General features: G+C 41.4%; 12 protein-coding genes. 9 read left to right on the forward strand and 3 right to left on the reverse strand.

Annotated elements, in window-relative coordinates; translation table 11 throughout:
• Positions 1-14: 14 nt before the first annotated feature.
• Entirely contained in the window at positions 15-3,293 is a 3,279-nt protein-coding gene (locus CBS1_RS09225; protein WP_236938452.1) for an O-antigen ligase family protein, read from the forward strand.
• Positions 3,294-3,339: 46 nt separating this feature from the next.
• Here the strand turns inward: CBS1_RS09225 and CBS1_RS09230 are convergent, their stop codons facing one another.
• Positions 3,340-4,083 carry a carboxylesterase family protein gene (locus tag CBS1_RS09230; RefSeq protein WP_176759506.1) on the reverse strand — a complete coding sequence of 248 codons (744 nt, stop codon included), beginning with the start codon at positions 4,081-4,083 and terminating at the stop codon, positions 3,340-3,342.
• A 164-nt stretch (positions 4,084-4,247) separates the two neighbouring features.
• Here CBS1_RS09230 and CBS1_RS09235 point away from each other — a divergent pair, with 164 nt between their 5' ends.
• The 5 genes from CBS1_RS09235 to CBS1_RS09255 are packed head-to-tail and all read left to right on the forward strand — an operon-like array spanning position 4,248 to position 9,095.
• Positions 4,248-4,898, forward strand: a complete 651-nt coding sequence (locus CBS1_RS09235; protein WP_033191364.1) for a PIG-L deacetylase family protein — start codon at positions 4,248-4,250, stop codon at positions 4,896-4,898.
• Positions 4,899-4,917: 19 nt separating this feature from the next.
• Positions 4,918-5,319 carry a fluoride efflux transporter CrcB gene (gene crcB / locus CBS1_RS09240; protein WP_033191363.1) on the forward strand — a complete coding sequence of 134 codons (402 nt, stop codon included), beginning with the start codon at positions 4,918-4,920 and terminating at the stop codon, positions 5,317-5,319.
• A gap of 35 nt (positions 5,320-5,354) precedes the next feature.
• Complete coding sequence (locus tag CBS1_RS09245) at positions 5,355-5,690, forward strand: DUF190 domain-containing protein (protein WP_033191362.1); 336 nt, start codon at positions 5,355-5,357, stop codon at positions 5,688-5,690.
• 46 nt (positions 5,691-5,736) lie between these two features.
• The gene (locus CBS1_RS09250; RefSeq protein WP_090223136.1) at positions 5,737-7,095 is read left to right on the forward strand and encodes a hypothetical protein; all 1,359 of its coding nucleotides are present in this window, start codon (positions 5,737-5,739) and stop codon (positions 7,093-7,095) included.
• Positions 7,092-9,095: a hypothetical protein gene (locus CBS1_RS09255; RefSeq protein WP_143004753.1), complete on the forward strand. Its 2,004-nt coding sequence runs from the start codon at positions 7,092-7,094 to the stop codon at positions 9,093-9,095. The genes CBS1_RS09250 and CBS1_RS09255 overlap by 4 nt, the downstream gene beginning before the upstream one ends.
• Here CBS1_RS09255 and CBS1_RS09260 read toward each other — a convergent pair.
• Complete coding sequence (locus tag CBS1_RS09260; protein ID WP_033191359.1) at positions 9,092-10,678, reverse strand: PatB family C-S lyase; 1,587 nt, start codon at positions 10,676-10,678, stop codon at positions 9,092-9,094. The two genes, CBS1_RS09255 and CBS1_RS09260, sit on opposite strands and share 4 nt — an antisense overlap.
• Before the next feature lie 107 nt (positions 10,679-10,785).
• A complete protein-coding gene (gene guaA, locus CBS1_RS09265) occupies positions 10,786-12,333 on the reverse strand; it encodes a glutamine-hydrolyzing GMP synthase (protein ID WP_090223132.1) in 1,548 nt (515 codons plus the stop codon).
• 228 nt (positions 12,334-12,561) lie between these two features.
• Between guaA and CBS1_RS09270 the strand changes: the two genes are divergently transcribed.
• Genes CBS1_RS09270 through CBS1_RS09280 form a run of 3 tightly spaced genes read left to right on the forward strand, consistent with a single transcriptional unit; the run spans position 12,562 to position 17,441 of the window.
• On the forward strand, positions 12,562-14,427 hold the full coding sequence (locus CBS1_RS09270; protein ID WP_090223130.1) for a family 20 glycosylhydrolase: 1,866 nt from the start codon (positions 12,562-12,564) through the stop codon (positions 14,425-14,427).
• 12 nt (positions 14,428-14,439) lie between these two features.
• A complete protein-coding gene (locus CBS1_RS09275; RefSeq protein ID WP_090223139.1) occupies positions 14,440-15,993 on the forward strand; it encodes an ABC transporter permease in 1,554 nt (517 codons plus the stop codon).
• Positions 15,990-17,441: a phospho-sugar mutase gene (locus CBS1_RS09280; RefSeq protein ID WP_090223128.1), complete on the forward strand. Its 1,452-nt coding sequence runs from the start codon at positions 15,990-15,992 to the stop codon at positions 17,439-17,441. Before CBS1_RS09275 ends, CBS1_RS09280 begins: the two co-directional genes overlap by 4 nt.
• Positions 17,442-17,488: the final 47 nt, after the last annotated feature.

Genomic DNA, 17,488 nt, shown 5'->3' on the forward strand with positions numbered 1-17,488 from the left:
TATAAGGGAGGAGGATGAAAGTGCTTTCGTTATTTGAAGAGCTCGTTCTGTATGTAACTATACCACTTGTTGCGCTCTTTGCCCACAAAGAGTATACCTACGAGTTCAGTACTCCAAAGTACGCGATCCTAACTATCTCGACACTGCTGATAGGGGTGTATCTACTCTTTAAACTCTTACAAACAAAGAAGTTTAAGTTCTACGCGACCAAGGTTCATTTTGTTTGGCTAGCGTTTTCGATAGTGGCTTTGCTCTCGACAATAAACACATGGAGAGACAATCCTTACTTTTTTAGACAGGCTTTCGATATTGGATTATATTTGTTCTTGAACGTGCTTTGGGCATTTTATTTTTCAACGATTCTGGACGACAAGAAAAAGATTGCCAGGTTTCTCTTTGTTTTCGTGTTGACAGGATTGTTCGTCGCAATTAATGCGATTCTTAACTTTTACTTAGGTTACGATATAATGCTTGGACAAGTTGGGAGCCCATTTGAAAGAGCGAGTATAAAGGCGAATATAGGAAATGTGATATTTGTCTCGAACTACTTGAACATGCTTCTGCCTATTGCTCTTTATTTCGTCGTTAGTCTTGACCTTGGTGTTATAAACGTGCAAAGATTCTCCGCTATTTTCTTTTTGAAGTTCCTGTCATTGATTTCTGCGATCCTTTATTTAGACGTGATTATATTTTCCCAAACAAGATCAGAATATCTGGCACTCGTTGTCGAAGTGATTCTACTGGTTGTTGCATACTTCTTTTTCATTAGAAAACGTGAAGATAAAGCCGAAATGGAACTTCAAAAAAGTGCACCTAAGGTGCTCGCCAGATTGAAATCTTTGCGCCGGATCTCTGTTTTGGTATTCATTTTAATGGCACTCTTACTTGTTGTTCTTTACAACATTCCGTCGCCGTTTAACAACTACGGAACTTTCACTATGACCGAAAGATTCAACGCTATGGCTTCGGTATCGAGTAGAGATGAAAGGTTCTTATCTTGGTTCTCTACGTTGTACATGTGGAAAAAACACAAACTCTTAGGTCAAGGGATAGGAACGTACCAACTCTATGGGCTTTACGGGATCGCAGACCTCACCGATGCCAAACCTATCTACAGTTATGGTTGGAACAATTTCAAAAGGGCGCACAACGATTATTTCCAGATACTCGGAGAAACAGGAGTAATTGGACTTTCGTTGATTGTTCTGATGCTTGTGCTACTCACCCTTTATATTGCAAGAAACATCCGCAAAATTCAAGATCGTGACGATATCATCTTGTTTTCTATGCTCGTTTTGAGTGGTATAGTTTTCGCATTCCAAAGTGTCTTCAGTTTCCCAGGTCACCTCTTGCCAAATGCATTGCTGGCAACATTCGTTATAAGTGCAGGGCTGGGCAAGTACTTCAATAAAGTTGATGGCAGAGAATACGAAGTAAAGGGAACAAGAGCTCTGACAGTTGGTTTTGTACTCATATTTGCTGTCGCTGGTTCAACGTACCTAAGATGGAATCATTTCGTTTCAGAGGTGTACTTTAGGAATGGGAACATCGCATTCCAAACTCTTGTAACATTGAGAGATCAGATGACGCAAATAGACAATTATCTGAAACAGTTAGACCAAATCGAGTCTGACTTGAATAATTTCTCAGGCCAATTCCAAATCTACTCGCCCGAGAATTGGCACAAGTATAAGCAATCTCAGTCTGGCACGTTGAGTGGACTCTACAACAGGGCGCAAGCGGAAAGTGAAAGACTGCAGAACATCCAAAACATAAAAAACCAGATAGAACAGAATCGAAGAACACTGATTGCTCAAAAAGAAGCGATACCTCAAGAAGTCAAAAAATACTACGAAGAAGCAAAATCGTATTTCTTGAAAAGTATACAGCTAAACCATACCTACGGAAAGTCGTATTTCTATCTTGCTGCACTTGCCTCTGATCCGATAAGAATTGAAATGCTCAAAGAGGCGCTTAGGAAAGATCCGGAAGCGGTCTTAAGTCAAAATTACGATGAATATCAAAAGATACTACCAGAAAGGTTCAAGTACGCCTATTACAAAGATCTCGCAAAGTATATCAAGGAGAATCCTTCGTTCTTAGATAAAATAGACATGCCGACGGTTCAAGCACTTGTTGATTCATCTTGTCTGTACGAGTTCTCACTTCTCACGTTCACAGAAAGAAATACTTTCAAAACATTGGCAATCAGATACAACTCACTTTATCTTTTTACCAAAATGGTTACCGACACAATAGAGGACGAGGAACTCAAAAAGAAGACAGTGGCTCTTGAATCTGTTTTGTTCAATAAATTCGACACGTGGGTCAGAAGAACCCTCTACATAATGCCCGGTGGATGGAACAGGTTCCCGGACTGGAAAAACATCGATATTGAACTTGCAACAACCGGTGGGCAGGATATTTACCGATACTTCGCAAGTTTAACGGTCCAAGCATTGGATCCAGTTAACGTTGATTCACGAAACCTACTTGTAGATATGGCAAAACTCGAAGCAAAAACGTGCAAGTACATGGAGGAAAAAGGTGTTTGGGGTGTGCCCGATGGTGTACTTGATTATCTACATGCACTCGCCAGGGAGTACCAGATCATTTCGGAATACCAAGAGAGCATTGTTACGTATTCACAGTTACTTGAATGGTACAAAGAAAACTACGACTACATCTCAAAGAAAGTTGACAACAAAGAATTTTGGGACAAGAGCTACGAAAAATTTGTTGAAGATTTGAAAAACCAGCTAGATTCGTTGCTGGCAAAGGATGATAAGGGATATCTCTCAAACAGCCTTACACCTATGTTTGAAGATAGGTTACGAAGATTGTACCAAACCATTATGAGTACTGACTTCAAGCAAATTGAGAAGGAATACGTAGATGAAATTGTGAAATACGCACCTTCACTTTGGCCGAGAGTGGGCAAGTCAAGTGTTTGGAAAACCAATGCTTATAATTCTATGAAAGATTTTGAAAACCAGCTGGGCGCTCTGAATTTCTCAGAAGAGGCGAGGAAAGAACTTAATTCGATTCTAACAGGTGTCATCAACACAGATTTGATGAAGCTTTACGAAAGGTACGCACGCTTCAAGGCACATTACGAACTCATAAAAGACGAATTTCTCAACACAGCACAAGTTCTGATAAGTTTGTATCAGGAAAAACCAGAAGAAGAAATAATGAAGGACTGGAAAGAACCGATGTTCAGCATGCCTGAGTTTAAGAGTAAGGAAGAAGTCTTAAAGTTCCTGAACGAACTCATAGAAAAATACAAATAAAAAAGAATCGACATTTTAAGAACGCAGGGGGTATCCCTGCGTTCTTTTATCTTTTCACTTTTCTATGACTAAAGACCCACTCGATCATTTCTTTGTCCCTGTAAGCCGGTATCCAAGATGCGTGCGGAAAGCTTCCAAGACTTGCCATGAAACCCTTGGGATATTCCGTGTACCTTACAGGTGCTCCTAATTTCTCAAGTGCTTCGACTAAATCGCGCGAGTACTTTACTGGAACAACATCATCGTCCTCGGCATGAAAGAACCAAATTGGGATATGAGAAATTTTGTGAACTTTCTTTACATTTCCACCACCGCAGACGACAACTGCTGCTGCAAATTTTTCAGGACAAAGCGTCAGTAAACCCACCGTGCCAAATCCTCCCATCGACAGACCGGTTATGTATATCCTTTCTGTGTCTACTGGATAGTCGTGAATGACCTTATCAACAATCAAGACAACAGTTAAAAGCAACGAATTTGGCTCAAGTTCGTCACTTGTTCTGAACGAAGTGCCCCAGTATGCATTTTCTGGACATTGTGGAGCTAAAACAAAACACGGATGTTTTTGTTGAACATCTTCACTTGCCCATACCGTTGCGCCCTCGTTTGCGAGGATTTGCTTCGCGTTATCCCTTCCACGTTCACCTGCGCCGTGGAGAAACACAACCAACGGGTAATTCTCCTGGGTTTTCATATTCTCGGGAACAAACAACCTGTAAGGCATTTCGATAAACTCGTCCTTGTATACGAAGGGTTTAAACACGTCAAGATAGTTGATTTTTTCTGACATTGTGCACTCGCCTCCTAACCTCAGTTTTGTGGTCTCAGAAATATTATACATGAGATTTTGAACATTTGGAAAAATTGCGAGCGAGGGATATAATATGTTCAGAATAGCTCGTGTACTTTCATGCTTTGGGGATAGTTCAAATATCTCGAACGGTGGTGGTATGTATGTTGACGTCGTTTAGCAGTTACCTTTTCGTTGGTGCACACCCGGACGATATCGAGATCTGGGCTGGTGGCTTGATTTTCAAAATCCATGAGCGAAACAAAACAGCAAAGGTTTACTGCGTTGTACTTACGGACGGTTCGGCAGGTCAAGGAAGTGTTCAAGAACGCTACGAAGAGTCGATGGAAGCAGCCAAAATGCTAAGGGTTGATTCGTACGAGTTTTTGAACTTCAAAGATGCCAGTTTAGACTTTAACGTTGAACTTTCGAAGGTCATAGCTAACCTGATAAGGAAGTACAAACCGGATGTGTTGGTAACCCATCCTGCGAGTGATAAACATCCAGACCACGCAGCGGTGGGGTTGGCAACGAGCAAGGCTTTGTTCCTTGCAATGGTGTCTCCGGAATTCTTAGACTACGAGCCCCATCTGTGCAGGAATGTACTGAGGTTCGTATCGGATCCGTTCAGCAGTCCCAGTTCAAGAGTGTACGTTGATATTTCTGAAGTATACGAAATGAAAAAGGAGCTTATTGCCAAGTTCAAAACACAACTGGATGTTTTGGAACCTTATTTGCAACTCAACGAACTTTATGGTCGCATGATCGGTGTAAGGGCAGCTGAGCTTTTCGAACCTGAGGTACTGATATTTTGAATGAAAGGAGTGTTTCATTTTGAGGTCAGGGTTTTGGATTAAACTCGCAGCGGTCGGGACAGGTGGCTTTTTAGGTTCGATTATCAGATACCTGATTTCGTTGTGGTTAAACGAAAGATATCCAAATTCTTTTGTACCGTACGGTACTTTGGTAGTTAACATAATAGGGAGCTTTCTTCTCGGAGCCATCATGCAGGTTGCGTTTTATATTCCTATGAACCTATCTTTTAGGTTATTCCTTACAACAGGCATCATGGGCGGGTTAACCACGTTTTCAACACTAACGTACGAGACTATGTCTCTTGTTTACAGTGGAAGCTATTTTGCAGCCACACTGAATATATTGTTCAATTTGGTCCTTGGCCTTTCAAGTGCGTTCGGCGGAAAGGAATTGGTCGACCTCATTTTTGCAGTATTGTAATACGTACATTCATGTAGTCTTGGGGGTGATGGAGCGTGGAAAAGATAATTGGTACATTTGTACGTATTTACGTTAAGGAGAATCAGAAATGCGAAGCTTTCGGAAAAAAACCGCTCAACCAGGTGATTGCAGAAATGGCTGTAAAGATGGATATTACCGATTTCGTTGAATATAAAGCGTTCGAGGGGTATATATTCGATAAAAAGATCCACACGCTGACAAGAGAAGTTATAGACCACGAGCTTCCGATAATAATAGAGTTTTTCACAACAGATGAGAAAGCGCAAAGGTTTCTGGAAACCATGGCACCGTACTTAAAAAATGCGGCGGTACTTGTGTTTAGAGACACAGAGGGGTACTTTTTCACGTAACAGATAACCTCAGGGTATCGACCCTGGTTGTCGAGAGGTGAAACGTATGCGGAACTTTTACAAAAAGACCATAACGAAGGTTCTTATCATTGTATCTTTTCTTCTATTCATTTCGGGATTTTCGATAAAGCCAGTCATTGAAGTTTCGGTAAATATCATTGGAAACGAGAACATTGAAAAGATAACTAAAAGTGTTTTCTTATCTGAACTTCTTGACACAAACAAATTCACAGTAACCTTAGTAGACAACATTAAACAGCTTTTCTTTGAGATGAATCTCCAAGATCTGCTCTCAACAGAAAATGTGATTCTTTCCAAACGTGAATATTCGAAGGGAACACTGAATGTGATCCTTTATCTGAGGAACTTAAATGTGAGAAAGGAAACAGTTGAATACGTACGAAACGATGTTTCTGGCGATTACATTTACGCTGATGGTAAGTACATTCGCGTCATTCAAGGCGCTTGGTTTAAATTTGATGGGAAAAACTATATTCAAGATGAGAATGGTATATACGTAAAGGGAACGGATGGTAAGTACTATTCAGCCTTGGCTTTCTATTCACGCGTGCCGCACGAAAACACCTACTATGTTCTCGATTGTTCGATAAGTTACACGTTGAATGTAGAAAGCACTGATGTGAAAAAAGGTACATTCGATACACACTTAAGCGTTCCATTAGTTGAGCACAGATATGACCCGTACAACAATAAACTCTTAAGAATCGAGTACCCTTCTTCAGACATTTTGGATCGATTTGCTAAAAGTATAAGTTTTGAGCTGGCGAGCAGACTTATGGACCTCAGAAAGCTTTATGGCTTTGTCGAGAATGTAAGAATGCCACGGGTGCTAATTGATATCGGTTCGATAGATGGAGTGAAGCCAGGACTGTGTTTTGGAGTTTACGATGGGAACAATTACATCGCAGAACTAACGGTTGCACGTACTGGAGGCGACTACAGTGAGTGTGAAATAAAGTACATCAAGAAGGGAGCTAAGATAGAAAGAGGTTTCTCTGTTGTGGAGAAGAAACCGGATTTTGTCATTCCGTTAGGTATCAGCGTTCTTTACATGTACCATCCAGAAAATCTTGGCGATATCTGTGCAGAGTTCTCTGTGAAGACTTTGGATATCCACCGAGAAGAGCTTTCTTCAGTTGCTTTCGGCTTGAGTTATGATTTATCCAGCTCGGTAACTGATACCTTCCATGTGAGTTACTTACATCGCATGTTCTCTTCACCTGTTTATTTCATCGCGACTCTCAAAATACCAAAAGATTCCGCATCCCACATTACTCTAATTCCAATGATAGGTCTAAACGTCAGATTCGGCATTTTCACGCTCAGAGCACTTACTACCATCGATCTTTCCAACTTTGAAATAGGTGGTGGTATCTCATGGTGAGAAACCATCTTAAGCGTTTAAATATTTGTGCATTCATAATTACGGTTATTTTTTCCTCAATCATCTTTGCACAAGGTGGAAATTTGAAACTCAGGGTCGTTTTTGATAAGAGTGTTAAACCTTTTTACGAGAATGTTGACCTTAACATTTCATTAATGAGCACATTCTCAGATGTAAAAGAAAACACTGCGAGAATCGTTCATGTGATAGGTGTGTCAAAAGAATCTATAACCCGAAAAGTAAATGACTTTGTGCGTGATGAAAAGGGAGATTACGTTTATTTCAAAGGAAGCTATTACCGAATATCCGATAAAAGAAGGTATTCCTACGATGAAAAGCAGAAAAAGTTTGTAGTTGATAAAAACGGCAGGTATGTATATCTTCAGGAATATGCCTGGGCGAGAAAGCAAGAGGATAAGTACGTAATTAGTGACTTTTATGCGTTGAAAAGCTACGAAGTGCAGGAAACGAAGTACTTTATATTTCTTGTAGTAACAGATATAGAAATATCGACGTTCTTCATCAAATCGATAACCCCGATTGTTGGGAAAGGTTCCACAATTGAAAAGGCGATTGAGAACGCGCACAGGAGATTTTCAACGGTAGTAAACGAGTACAGTCCTGATAAGCTGGACATCGCCGTTCTTTTTGAGAAAGGTTTCGACCCCGTTTTGCGAACAGCCCTATTAACGCAGTTGCAAGAAGACACAAGGTACAATATTTACGACAGGCTTTACATAGATGAGGTTATGGAGATCCTACGAACTTCAGATTTGTTCGGTGTAGAGCAAATCGTTCTTAAATTCCGCCCGCCAAAGTACCTAATTACGTTCGAAAACTTAGTCCAGCTTGATAATCAAACCGCTGAGGACAGATACTACTTTTTCGAAAACCCAGTCAACGGACAATACATAAGAAGGACAATAAATGGTTTGGATGTGCCGGTGAGGGTTGAAGTCGGCGGTTATTATCGATACGATAGTACTAACAAAAGGTACGTTTTTGACATCGAGAAAGGTTCTTATGTAAAGTACTACAAGGGGCCTTGGGAGAAGGATAATTACGTTTTTGAGACGAGGTTCTACGACTACAACCTGTATAAACCCACAAGGCTCACAACATTTTATTCGTTTCTCATGAAGGTGTTCGATACACAAAAGGGTACACTTGTCAGTAGTAAATTCTTTAGTAAGAGTATAGAAACTATCCTGAAAGAGCCTGTCGATCGATTTGGCTCTGAAGTTGTGAACTTCCACACAGATGGGAAAGTTGAAAGTTATTACTCAGCTGCGAGACAAGTTCAAGAATTCCTTCAAACGGTCTTTCCTCTCACTGCAGTTATTTCCGAGACCTTTGGCGAGAAAGCGATAGTTGAAGGTGGTAAAAACATAGGTGCAAAGCCGGGTTACGTTTTTCAAAGCGTATCGGAGGGTTACACAACGGGCTTTTTGAGGTTGGAGAAGGTTCTTGAAAAGAGTTCCGAAGGTAAAATCTTCTATATTGTCCCAGGTGATGATGTTGAACCACACACGCTCGCCTTTGAAACAAAAATGTACCCCAACAACATAGGCCTGCGATTTGGTATGTTTATGAACAAAGAAGCCTACGGTATGAAAATAGGGTATATAAGAAGCGATATCTACGGAAATTATCTGTGGTCACTCACATTCTCTCTTGGAATTCCTTATAATGCGAATTCTCAGTCTGACAAAACGATAGTTCCAATGGGTTTGGAATTCTCAAAATTCTTGTTCGGTGAGAATTTTGAGTTAGTACTTGGCACATCCGTTAAGTACATTTCAGAAAACTCAGGTGAGACTTATATTAGCGATTACGAAATTGTCGCTGGTGTGACGCTCTCATCGTATGTGCGAAATTCCGTACTATCTTACGGAGGTGCTTGCTTTTACACAAGTTTGACTTACACACTCCCAATGAGTAATTTCGAGTTATCACAAAACAACATAAACATTTCTCTTGGATTCGACCTTAGGTTCTAACGTTCTAAATCTTCGGTTTTTTCCATCTTGATATGTGGAATTCCAGCTTCGTAGAAGACATGGCCAACAGATTTGTAACCGAGTTTTTCGTAGAATTCACGAACCTCAAGCTGAGCATTTAGTGTGATCGGCTTGGGGTTCGTTCTCTTTATATAACTTTCTATCGCCTCCATTATCTTCTTGCCGTATCCAAGCCCGCGGAACTCCTTCAGAACTGCGACACGTTCAACCTTCCAGTACTCTCCGATGTCCCTGATCCTTGCCGTTGCTACGTATTTGCCAAAATGTCTGACTAAAAAGTGTATCGCTTGTTCATCTCTACCGTCGAGTTCCAATCTTTCGTCGATCCCCTGGCCGATGACGAAGACCTCGTGCCTGATTCTTTTGCATTCTTCAAATCTTTTATCCGGTAATTTGAAGTGTTCTATTGTCAATAGTTTATCGTACGCATCTTTTAGGCGATTCAATCCTTCTTTCAAAATGGCTCTAGGACATGCGAAGTTCAGCCTGACCGACTGGCCATCACCAAACTCTGCTCCGTCGTTCAAATAAACCTTTGCGTTCTCTAAGAAGAACTTTTGAGGATTTTCAAGACCAAGCGATGAACAATCAAGCCACATCAGATACGTTCCTTCTGGGAGGGTTGGTTTCACAAGCGGCATATGTTCTTTTATGAAATGGTAGGCAAAATCCCGGTTTACTTTTAAATAGTTTCTTAACTGAACAACCCATTCGTCGCATTTATAAGCTGCCTTCAGCGCTTCAAGACTTAATACATTGCCTGTCAAAAGTTCGAGCGATTCTATGTAATTTTTGTAATTCTGCCTGAGAATCTTGTCGGAGATTATCCCGTAAGCGTTTGTCAAACCGGCGATGTTAAACGTCTTTCCCGGCGAGTTAAGTACGATTACATTTTCCTTTCCCACTTTCAGAAAACTTGTAAAAGAATTTGGCTCGTAGATTATATCAGCATGGATCTCATCGGAGACAATTAAGATGTTGTGCCTTTTGGCTATTTCGTATAGTTTCGAGAGTTCATCGAAAGTCCACACCCTGCCAACTGGATTATGCGGATTTGAGATAACTATCATTTTTGTTCGTTTATCGATTGATCTTTCCAAACCTTCGTAATCCATCACCCATTTGCCGTCTTTCAAAATCAACCTGTTCTCAACAAGTCGTCTTCCGTTGTTTTCCACTACTTTGAAAAACGGAGGGTACACCGGTGGTTGAATGATGACCTTATCTCCTGGGAGGGTAAAGATGTTGATTAGGAATGCTATCATAGGTACAACTCCGGGACCGTTGACTATCCATTCCTTTTCTATTCTTACACCGTAAGATTTTTCGTACCATTCAATTATCGCTTCGTAGTACTCGTCTGAGCGGAACGTGTATCCAAAGACCCCGTGTTCTACACGCTTTCTTAGAGCTTCAATGACACAATATGGACTCTTGAAGTCCATATCTGCAACCCACATGGGAATTACATCATCACCGTAGAGCTTAATTATCATATCCCATTTGAAAGAATCTGTGTTTTTTCTGTTTATGAGCTCGTCGAATTGATAACCTTTTTCCATTCCATCCAGCTCCCTTCACTATTGAACTCTTATCACCGTACATTGAGATTATACAACAAAAAAAGCACCCCGGAAGGAGCGCTTTTTAATATCCGCATTTTTAAAAGTTATTCCCACTCAATTGTGGCAGGTGGCTTCGAGGTTATATCGTACACAACTCTGTTAACACCTCTGACTTCGTTTACAATCCTTTTCGCAACATGGTTCAAAAACTCATGAGGTAGTTTTGCCCAATCGGCGGTCATTCCATCTTCGCTCGTAACGGCCCTTAGTGCTATCACATTTTCGTAAGTTCTGTAGTCGCCCATAACTCCGACAGTTTTTACTGGGAGAAGCACAGCAAACGCTTGCCACACTTTGTTGTACAAATCCCATTTCTTCAGCTCCTCGATGAATATCGCATCCGCTTCCTGTAGGATTTTGACAGCTTCCCTCGTCACAGGTCCGATGATTCTAACCGCAAGTCCGGGCCCGGGGAACGGATGGCGATAGAGTATGCTTTCCGGCAAGCCTAATTCCTTTCCAAGTGCTCTCACTTCATCTTTGAAGAGGTACCTGAGCGGTTCGATGATTTTGAACGGCAGCTTTTCTGGTAATCCACCGACGTTGTGATGTGTCTTAATCTTTGCTCCAGCTTTCCTTTCCGCTACTTTACTCTCTATTACGTCCGGATACAATGTCCCTTGTGCCAGATATTCAATATCGCCGTGCTGCTGTCTGAGTTTCATCGCTTCTTCGTAAAAGACGTCTATAAATGTATGCCCGATTCTTTTCCTCTTTTCCTCAGGATCTTCAATTCCCTCCAAGGCTTTGAAAAATCTATCCGATGCGTCAACGTAGTGTATCTTTATTCCCAGTTCTTCAAATCGCTTAACAACTTCCTGACCCTCATTCTTCCTCAAAAGCCCCGTGTCAACAAATATCGGTATCAGTTTGTCAGGTACAGCTTTGTGCAAAAGCATCGCGACAACGGAAGAGTCCACACCACCAGATAGACCCAAGATGACTTTGCCATCGATTTTCTCCCTCAGTTCTTTTATCAATTCTTCGGCAAGGTTCTTCATCGACCAATTCGGAGAAAGTTGCGCTACGACAGTTAGGAAGTTCTTTAAGATTTCTTTCCCATGTTGTGTATGGACAACTTCGGGGTGGAACTGGACACCGAAGTATTTGTCATTTTGACTCCGTATCGCCGCGTAAGGCGAGTTCTCGCTCTTGGCAATTACCTCAAATCCATCCGGCAACACTTCAACCCTATCAGAATGGCTCATCCAGACGGTGAATTTCTCAGGTAGACCTTCGAATATGCCAACATGTTTTACAATTTCAAGTTCAGCAGGGCCAAATTCCCTGTGAGGAGATTTCTCGACTCTACCTCCGAGTTGATGGACGAGCGCTTGAAGACCATAGCAGATTCCAAGCACAGGTAGGTTGCTTTCAAAAACATAGGAAGGTATCTTTGGTGAATTCTCATCGTAGACACTTGCCGGACCTCCGGAAAGAATAAACGCACTTGGTGATAGCCTTTGAACGTTTTCCCAAGGTTCATCATACGGGAGCAGTTCCCCGTAAAACCCTAGTTCCCTGACACGCCGGAGTATCAATTGCGTGTACTGTGAACCAAAATCAAGCACTACTACCGTTTTTCTTTCCATACTCTTCCCCCCACGGTTTTTTAGCTTCTTTTTTGGTTGTACAAATATTTGGTTATACAAAAACACTATCACAACACAACACGTTCTTCAAGCAAAAATATTTGAACTTTGTTTTGCGATTGTTATGAATTCTCTATGAGTACGCTTAATTAATCTGCTTATGGTGGTATAATCTTTTCTGGAGACAATTGAAACGCACAATTTTGGAAAATAACAGGGGGTGTGGGCATGAGTGCAAGAATACTTCTAATTCCGAAACCAAAAGTATTAAAGTGGACCTTTGAAGAATCGGCAATTACAGAAATTCCCAAGTATGGTTTTATCTACACAACGAACGAAAAAATAGCGAGATATCTTAAGCGCAGTGCAGAATCATTTGCGGGATATACAGTAACAAAATCTACAAACGGTGATGAGTTCGTTCAGTTGATTTCAAATCCCTATCTTTTTCCAAAACAAGAGAGTTACAGACTGGTAATAGACGGAAGAATTACGATAATCGCCCATGATGATGCGGGTCTGTTCTATGGAGTACAAACGCTAAGGCAGATTTTGAGACAAAGTTCTCACTTCAATGGTTTGCCGAATGTATTTATCGAAGATTATCCAGACTTTTTGTATCGAGGCATAATGATAGATGTAAGTCGTGACAGAATTCCAAAACTCGAGGTGCTTAAATTCATCATCGAAAAACTTTCAGAGCTGAAGATAAACCAACTGCAGCTTTACACAGAGCACACGTTTGCCTACAGAGGTCATGAAAAGGTGTGGGAAGACTACAGCCCGTTAACACACGAAGAAATCATTGAGCTCGATGCCTTTTGCAAATCGCATTTCATTGAACTTGTCCCTAATCAGAACACGTTCGGACATCTGAGTAAATGGCTCATACACGATGAATACAAGCATCTTGCCGAGGCATCAGATGGATATGAAACACCATGGGGAGGACGGTACGAGTACCCGTTTTCCATCTCGCCGGCAGTACCTGAATCTGTGAAGTTTGTTGAAGACATTCTCAGGGAGTTCTTGCCAAACTTCTCAAGTGAGCAGGTGAATATAGGCTGTGATGAGACGTTTGACTTAGGGCAGGGGAAATCGAAAGACTTGTGTGAAAGATATGGGAAAGGAAAGGTATATTTTGATTTTCTGATGAAGATCTACAATATCGCAAAAAGATACAAAAAGGCTGTTATGTTCTGGGGAGATATCATTGAGAATCATCCCGAATTCATCCCGCAGTTGCCGAAAGATATGATCGCAATGGTGTGGGGTTACGAGGCTGATCACCCATTTGACGAAAAGTGCGAACTTTATTCGAAAAGCGGTCTGTCGTTCTACGTTTGCCCCGGCACGTCCACGTGGAACACCTTTATCGGAAGAACAGATAACGCAATTGAGAACATAAAGAATGCGGTTTACAATGGATATAAGCACGGTGCGATAGGAGTTCTAACTACGGATTGGGGAGACAACGGACATCCACAACACTTGCCTTTCTCATGGATAGGATTTGCTTTCAGTGCGGCTTTAGGATGGAACATCGCCGGGTTGGAAGTTGATGAACTTCTGGACGCTGTAAATCTCCATGTATTTGAAACAGAAAGACCTTTAGCTCAGTTCATACACAGACTTGGACAACTACACAATGCATTACCGTATACACCGAATGGAACTCCTTACTTCTACGCGTTTGTCTACCCAGATAGATTCAGTCAGAACGAGAAACTGAAAGAAATCAGTTACGAAACGTTAGAAAACATCGAGAGTGAACTAAAAACAATGAAGAAGGAGCTCAGTTCATTGGTTTCAGAAGAAAGTAAGCTCTCGGACGTAGTGGAACAAATAAGCAACAACATGGACTTTGCGAAGTTGGGATTGCAAGTACTAAGATTTTTAAGAACGTACGGTTCTGTTGAAAATATCCCTGAGGATGAGTGGAACGAATTCGATAAAGAAATTGATCGTGTTTTGGAAGATTACAGACGAATTTGGTTGAGTTGCAACAGAAAAGGAGGATTAGAGCAGAGCATATATAAACTGACTCGAATAAGAAGAGTTCGAAAAGGAGATAAGCGGGGGTTGATCTTCTAAGTGGTGCAGAAGATGGTAAAACGGACCGTCAAATTGACAGTTGCGCTGATTCCCATTTTTTACATAATCATCGCGTTACTTGTACCTTTTATCCTAAACCTTCGATTTGCCGGAGGGTTTTCTCTTACCGCTCTGGTCGATAACGCTTCGAAGATAAAGTTCACGATATATCAAGCTTTGGTATCTTCGGTATTCACAACACTACTGGGAATACCCGGTGCGTACCTCGTTGGAAGAACTAAGATACATCCGGTTATAAAAAAAGTTTTTCGTGTGATGTCTAGCATACCGTTTGTGTTACCAGGTATCACAATGGCAATAGGCTTTTTCCTGGTATTTGGCAACAAAGGATTGTACTCACATATGCTAAGGCTTCTGGGACTTGATGTTCGCATACTCTACACGTTTACAGCGATACTTTTAGGTCATGTGTTCTACAACTTCCCGCTCTTCATCAGGATAGTTGGGGAAGCTTGGGAGAATATGGATGGTTATTTAATTGAGGCCGCAAAGGTCGATGGCGCCAGTAAATGGCAAGTATTTTGGAAAGTGGAGGTACCGGTACTTCTTCCGTCTATCCTCAGGGCGTTTTTTCTCACATACATTTACACATTTACGAGCTTTTCAGTGGTCTTGATACTCGGTGGTATCAGATACTCCACTCTCGAAGTGGCAATTTACATGTACTCAAGAATTACTTTCGATTTCAAAGCGGCATCCACACTCATGCTTTTCCAACTCTTGTTCATCTCCGTTCTTGGCTTTTTTACATCCATTAAAAGGGAGAGCTATGAAAAGCATCACTACCGGCATCTTGATAAATTCCCTCTTTGGGGCTATTTTTTCTTTGGAGTATCGGCACTTTTGATCTTTATACCGCTTGTTTATTCCGCACTTTCGGGCTTTTTAGATTACTACGGTAAGTTTTCACTGACGAATTTCAGAATGCTTCTCTCAGAAGACTTAGAGTACCTTGTAGGGACGAACTTTAAAAGTATGGTTCTGTACACGGTTGTTATAGCCTTCACCTCTTCACTGATAAGTGTTATAATTTCGATGTTTGCTGGATACTATTCGTCAAGAGGAAGAAGGTCGTATTATATTGTACTCATACCGGCTGCCATGTCGTCGGTGACGATAGCGTTTTCATACGTCTTTGTCAATATTCCCGTGCTTCTTAAACTCATCCTTGTTCATTCTCTGATTAACTTGCCTATCACTTTCGGTATACTTGAAGCTGGGTGGAGGAATGTACCGGAGAGTATCATCGATGCAGCAAAAGTGGACGGAGCAGACGCTGTACGATGGATATGGAAGATAGCGATTCCTTTGATAAAGAACTACGTCTTTATAGCTTTCGTTTATTCGTTTACAATCTCCGTTGGTGAGACATCTGGTACTCTAACACTTGCTGAACCTCCTATAACAACGTTCGCAGCTGTTGTGTTCAGGTTGATGAGTTCAAGGAACACAGAAATAGCGATGGCACTCAATACATTTTACTTTATCTTCGTCGTCTCATTGTTCATAATAATAGAGATGCTAAGAAAGGAGGAAACTGCATGATACTTTTCGGAACAGGTGGTATAAGAGGGATAATGAGAGAAGGGGAGTTCGATGAAAAAACCGTAGCTGTTGCATCGAAGGGCGTAGCCGAGTATATGAAGATGAAAGGTCTCAAAAAAGTTCTGATAGCATATGATACAAGGAACAACTCACAAGAATTTGCAAAGGTCAGTGCATCTGTATTTGCGGGTGAAGGTATGGACGTTTATGTTTTTGGAGAACCAGTACCAACGCCTGTCTTGTCTTATGGTGTACGAAAACTCGGCATGGATATGGGAGTTGTGATAACCGCGAGTCACAACCCCCCTGAATACAACGGTTACAAAGTCTATACATCAAACGGTGTCCAGGCAGTACCAGAAGTTACCGACGTACTTACCGAAATGGTGAAACGAGCATGGAACCAACCAATAAATGCGGTGGAAGAGTATAAAATAGTGCCGAACGAGGTGCTTGATGAATACATTTCGGATGTGGCAAAGCTTGTGAATGTAGATTTAAAAGGCTTGAAGGTAGTTTATTCTCCTCTCCACGGAACAGGTGCAAGATTTGTACCCAAACTACTGAGAATGCTTGGAGCGGAAGTCGTAGAGGTCGTCGAGCAGATGGAGCACAACGGGAATTTCCCAACTGTGAAGACACCGAATCCAGAAGATGATAGAGCACTTGAACTATTGAAAAAGTACATGGCAGACTATAATGTAGACCTTGGACTTGCAACAGACCCAGATGCAGACAGGGTTGGTGTTGTATTTAAAGACGTCAGGTTAACAGGTAATCAGGTCGGGGTTTTACTATCCAAAATGTTGATTGATGAATACTTAAGTTCTGGAAGGAATAAAGGTATGCTCGTAAAGACCATAGTAACAACAGATATGGTGAGACCTATGTGCGACGAAAGTGGGATAAAATTGTTTGAAGTACCGACGGGTTTCAAGTTCATCGGTGATTTGGTTGAGAAAGGGAAAGACCTGGACTTTGTCTTTGGATTCGAAGAAAGTTGTGGGTACTTAACCGGGGATTTAGCAAGAGACAAAGACGCGGTCCTTGCTTGTGGATTGGTGGCAAAAGCAGCCGTTAGGTTTGATCTACTTAACAAGATGGAAGAACTATACAAACAGTACGGATACTATTTTGAAAAACTCGTCAATTTCGACTTCAAATCGGTTGAACAAGCGCTCGATGTATACGCTAAGTTGAAACAAACAAAAGCTGAAGAAGTTAAGCAAGTTATCGACTACTCAGAAGGGTACAACGGGGTAATTCCAAACGAAACTCTGAGATTAGATTTCGACAACGCACGTATTTATGTCAGACCTTCGGGTACAGAACCAAAAATGAAGGCCTACGTGATGGTAAAAGCACAAACAAAAGAGCAAGCGCTCGCTGACTTAGAGAAATTCGAAGCAAAGATAAGGAGTATCGTCGATGGAATTTTAGCAAAATGACGAGATGAAAAAGCGGGGGATTTCCCCCGTTTTTTAAATTCTCAAAT

It is taken from the genome of Fervidobacterium changbaicum (genome assembly GCF_004117075.1).
Lineage (GTDB): Bacteria > Thermotogota > Thermotogae > Thermotogales > Fervidobacteriaceae > Fervidobacterium > Fervidobacterium islandicum.

Bases quoted from the DNA above. Each gene is read 5' to 3' on its own strand.
- CBS1_RS09225 (WP_236938452.1), top strand. From the start codon at position 15: ATGAAAGTGCTTTCGTTATTTGAAGAGCTCGTTCTGTATGTAACTATA.
- CBS1_RS09230 (WP_176759506.1), bottom strand. From the start codon at position 4,083: ATGTCAGAAAAAATCAACTATCTTGACGTGTTTAAACCCTTCGTATAC.
- CBS1_RS09235 (WP_033191364.1), top strand. From the start codon at position 4,248: ATGTTGACGTCGTTTAGCAGTTACCTTTTCGTTGGTGCACACCCGGAC.
- CBS1_RS09250 (WP_090223136.1), top strand. From the start codon at position 5,737: ATGCGGAACTTTTACAAAAAGACCATAACGAAGGTTCTTATCATTGTA.
- CBS1_RS09260 (WP_033191359.1), bottom strand. From the start codon at position 10,678: ATGGAAAAAGGTTATCAATTCGACGAGCTCATAAACAGAAAAAACACA.
- guaA (WP_090223132.1), bottom strand. From the start codon at position 12,333: ATGGAAAGAAAAACGGTAGTAGTGCTTGATTTTGGTTCACAGTACACG.
- CBS1_RS09270 (WP_090223130.1), top strand. From the start codon at position 12,562: ATGAGTGCAAGAATACTTCTAATTCCGAAACCAAAAGTATTAAAGTGG.
- CBS1_RS09275 (WP_090223139.1), top strand. From the start codon at position 14,440: ATGGTAAAACGGACCGTCAAATTGACAGTTGCGCTGATTCCCATTTTT.
- CBS1_RS09280 (WP_090223128.1), top strand. From the start codon at position 15,990: ATGATACTTTTCGGAACAGGTGGTATAAGAGGGATAATGAGAGAAGGG.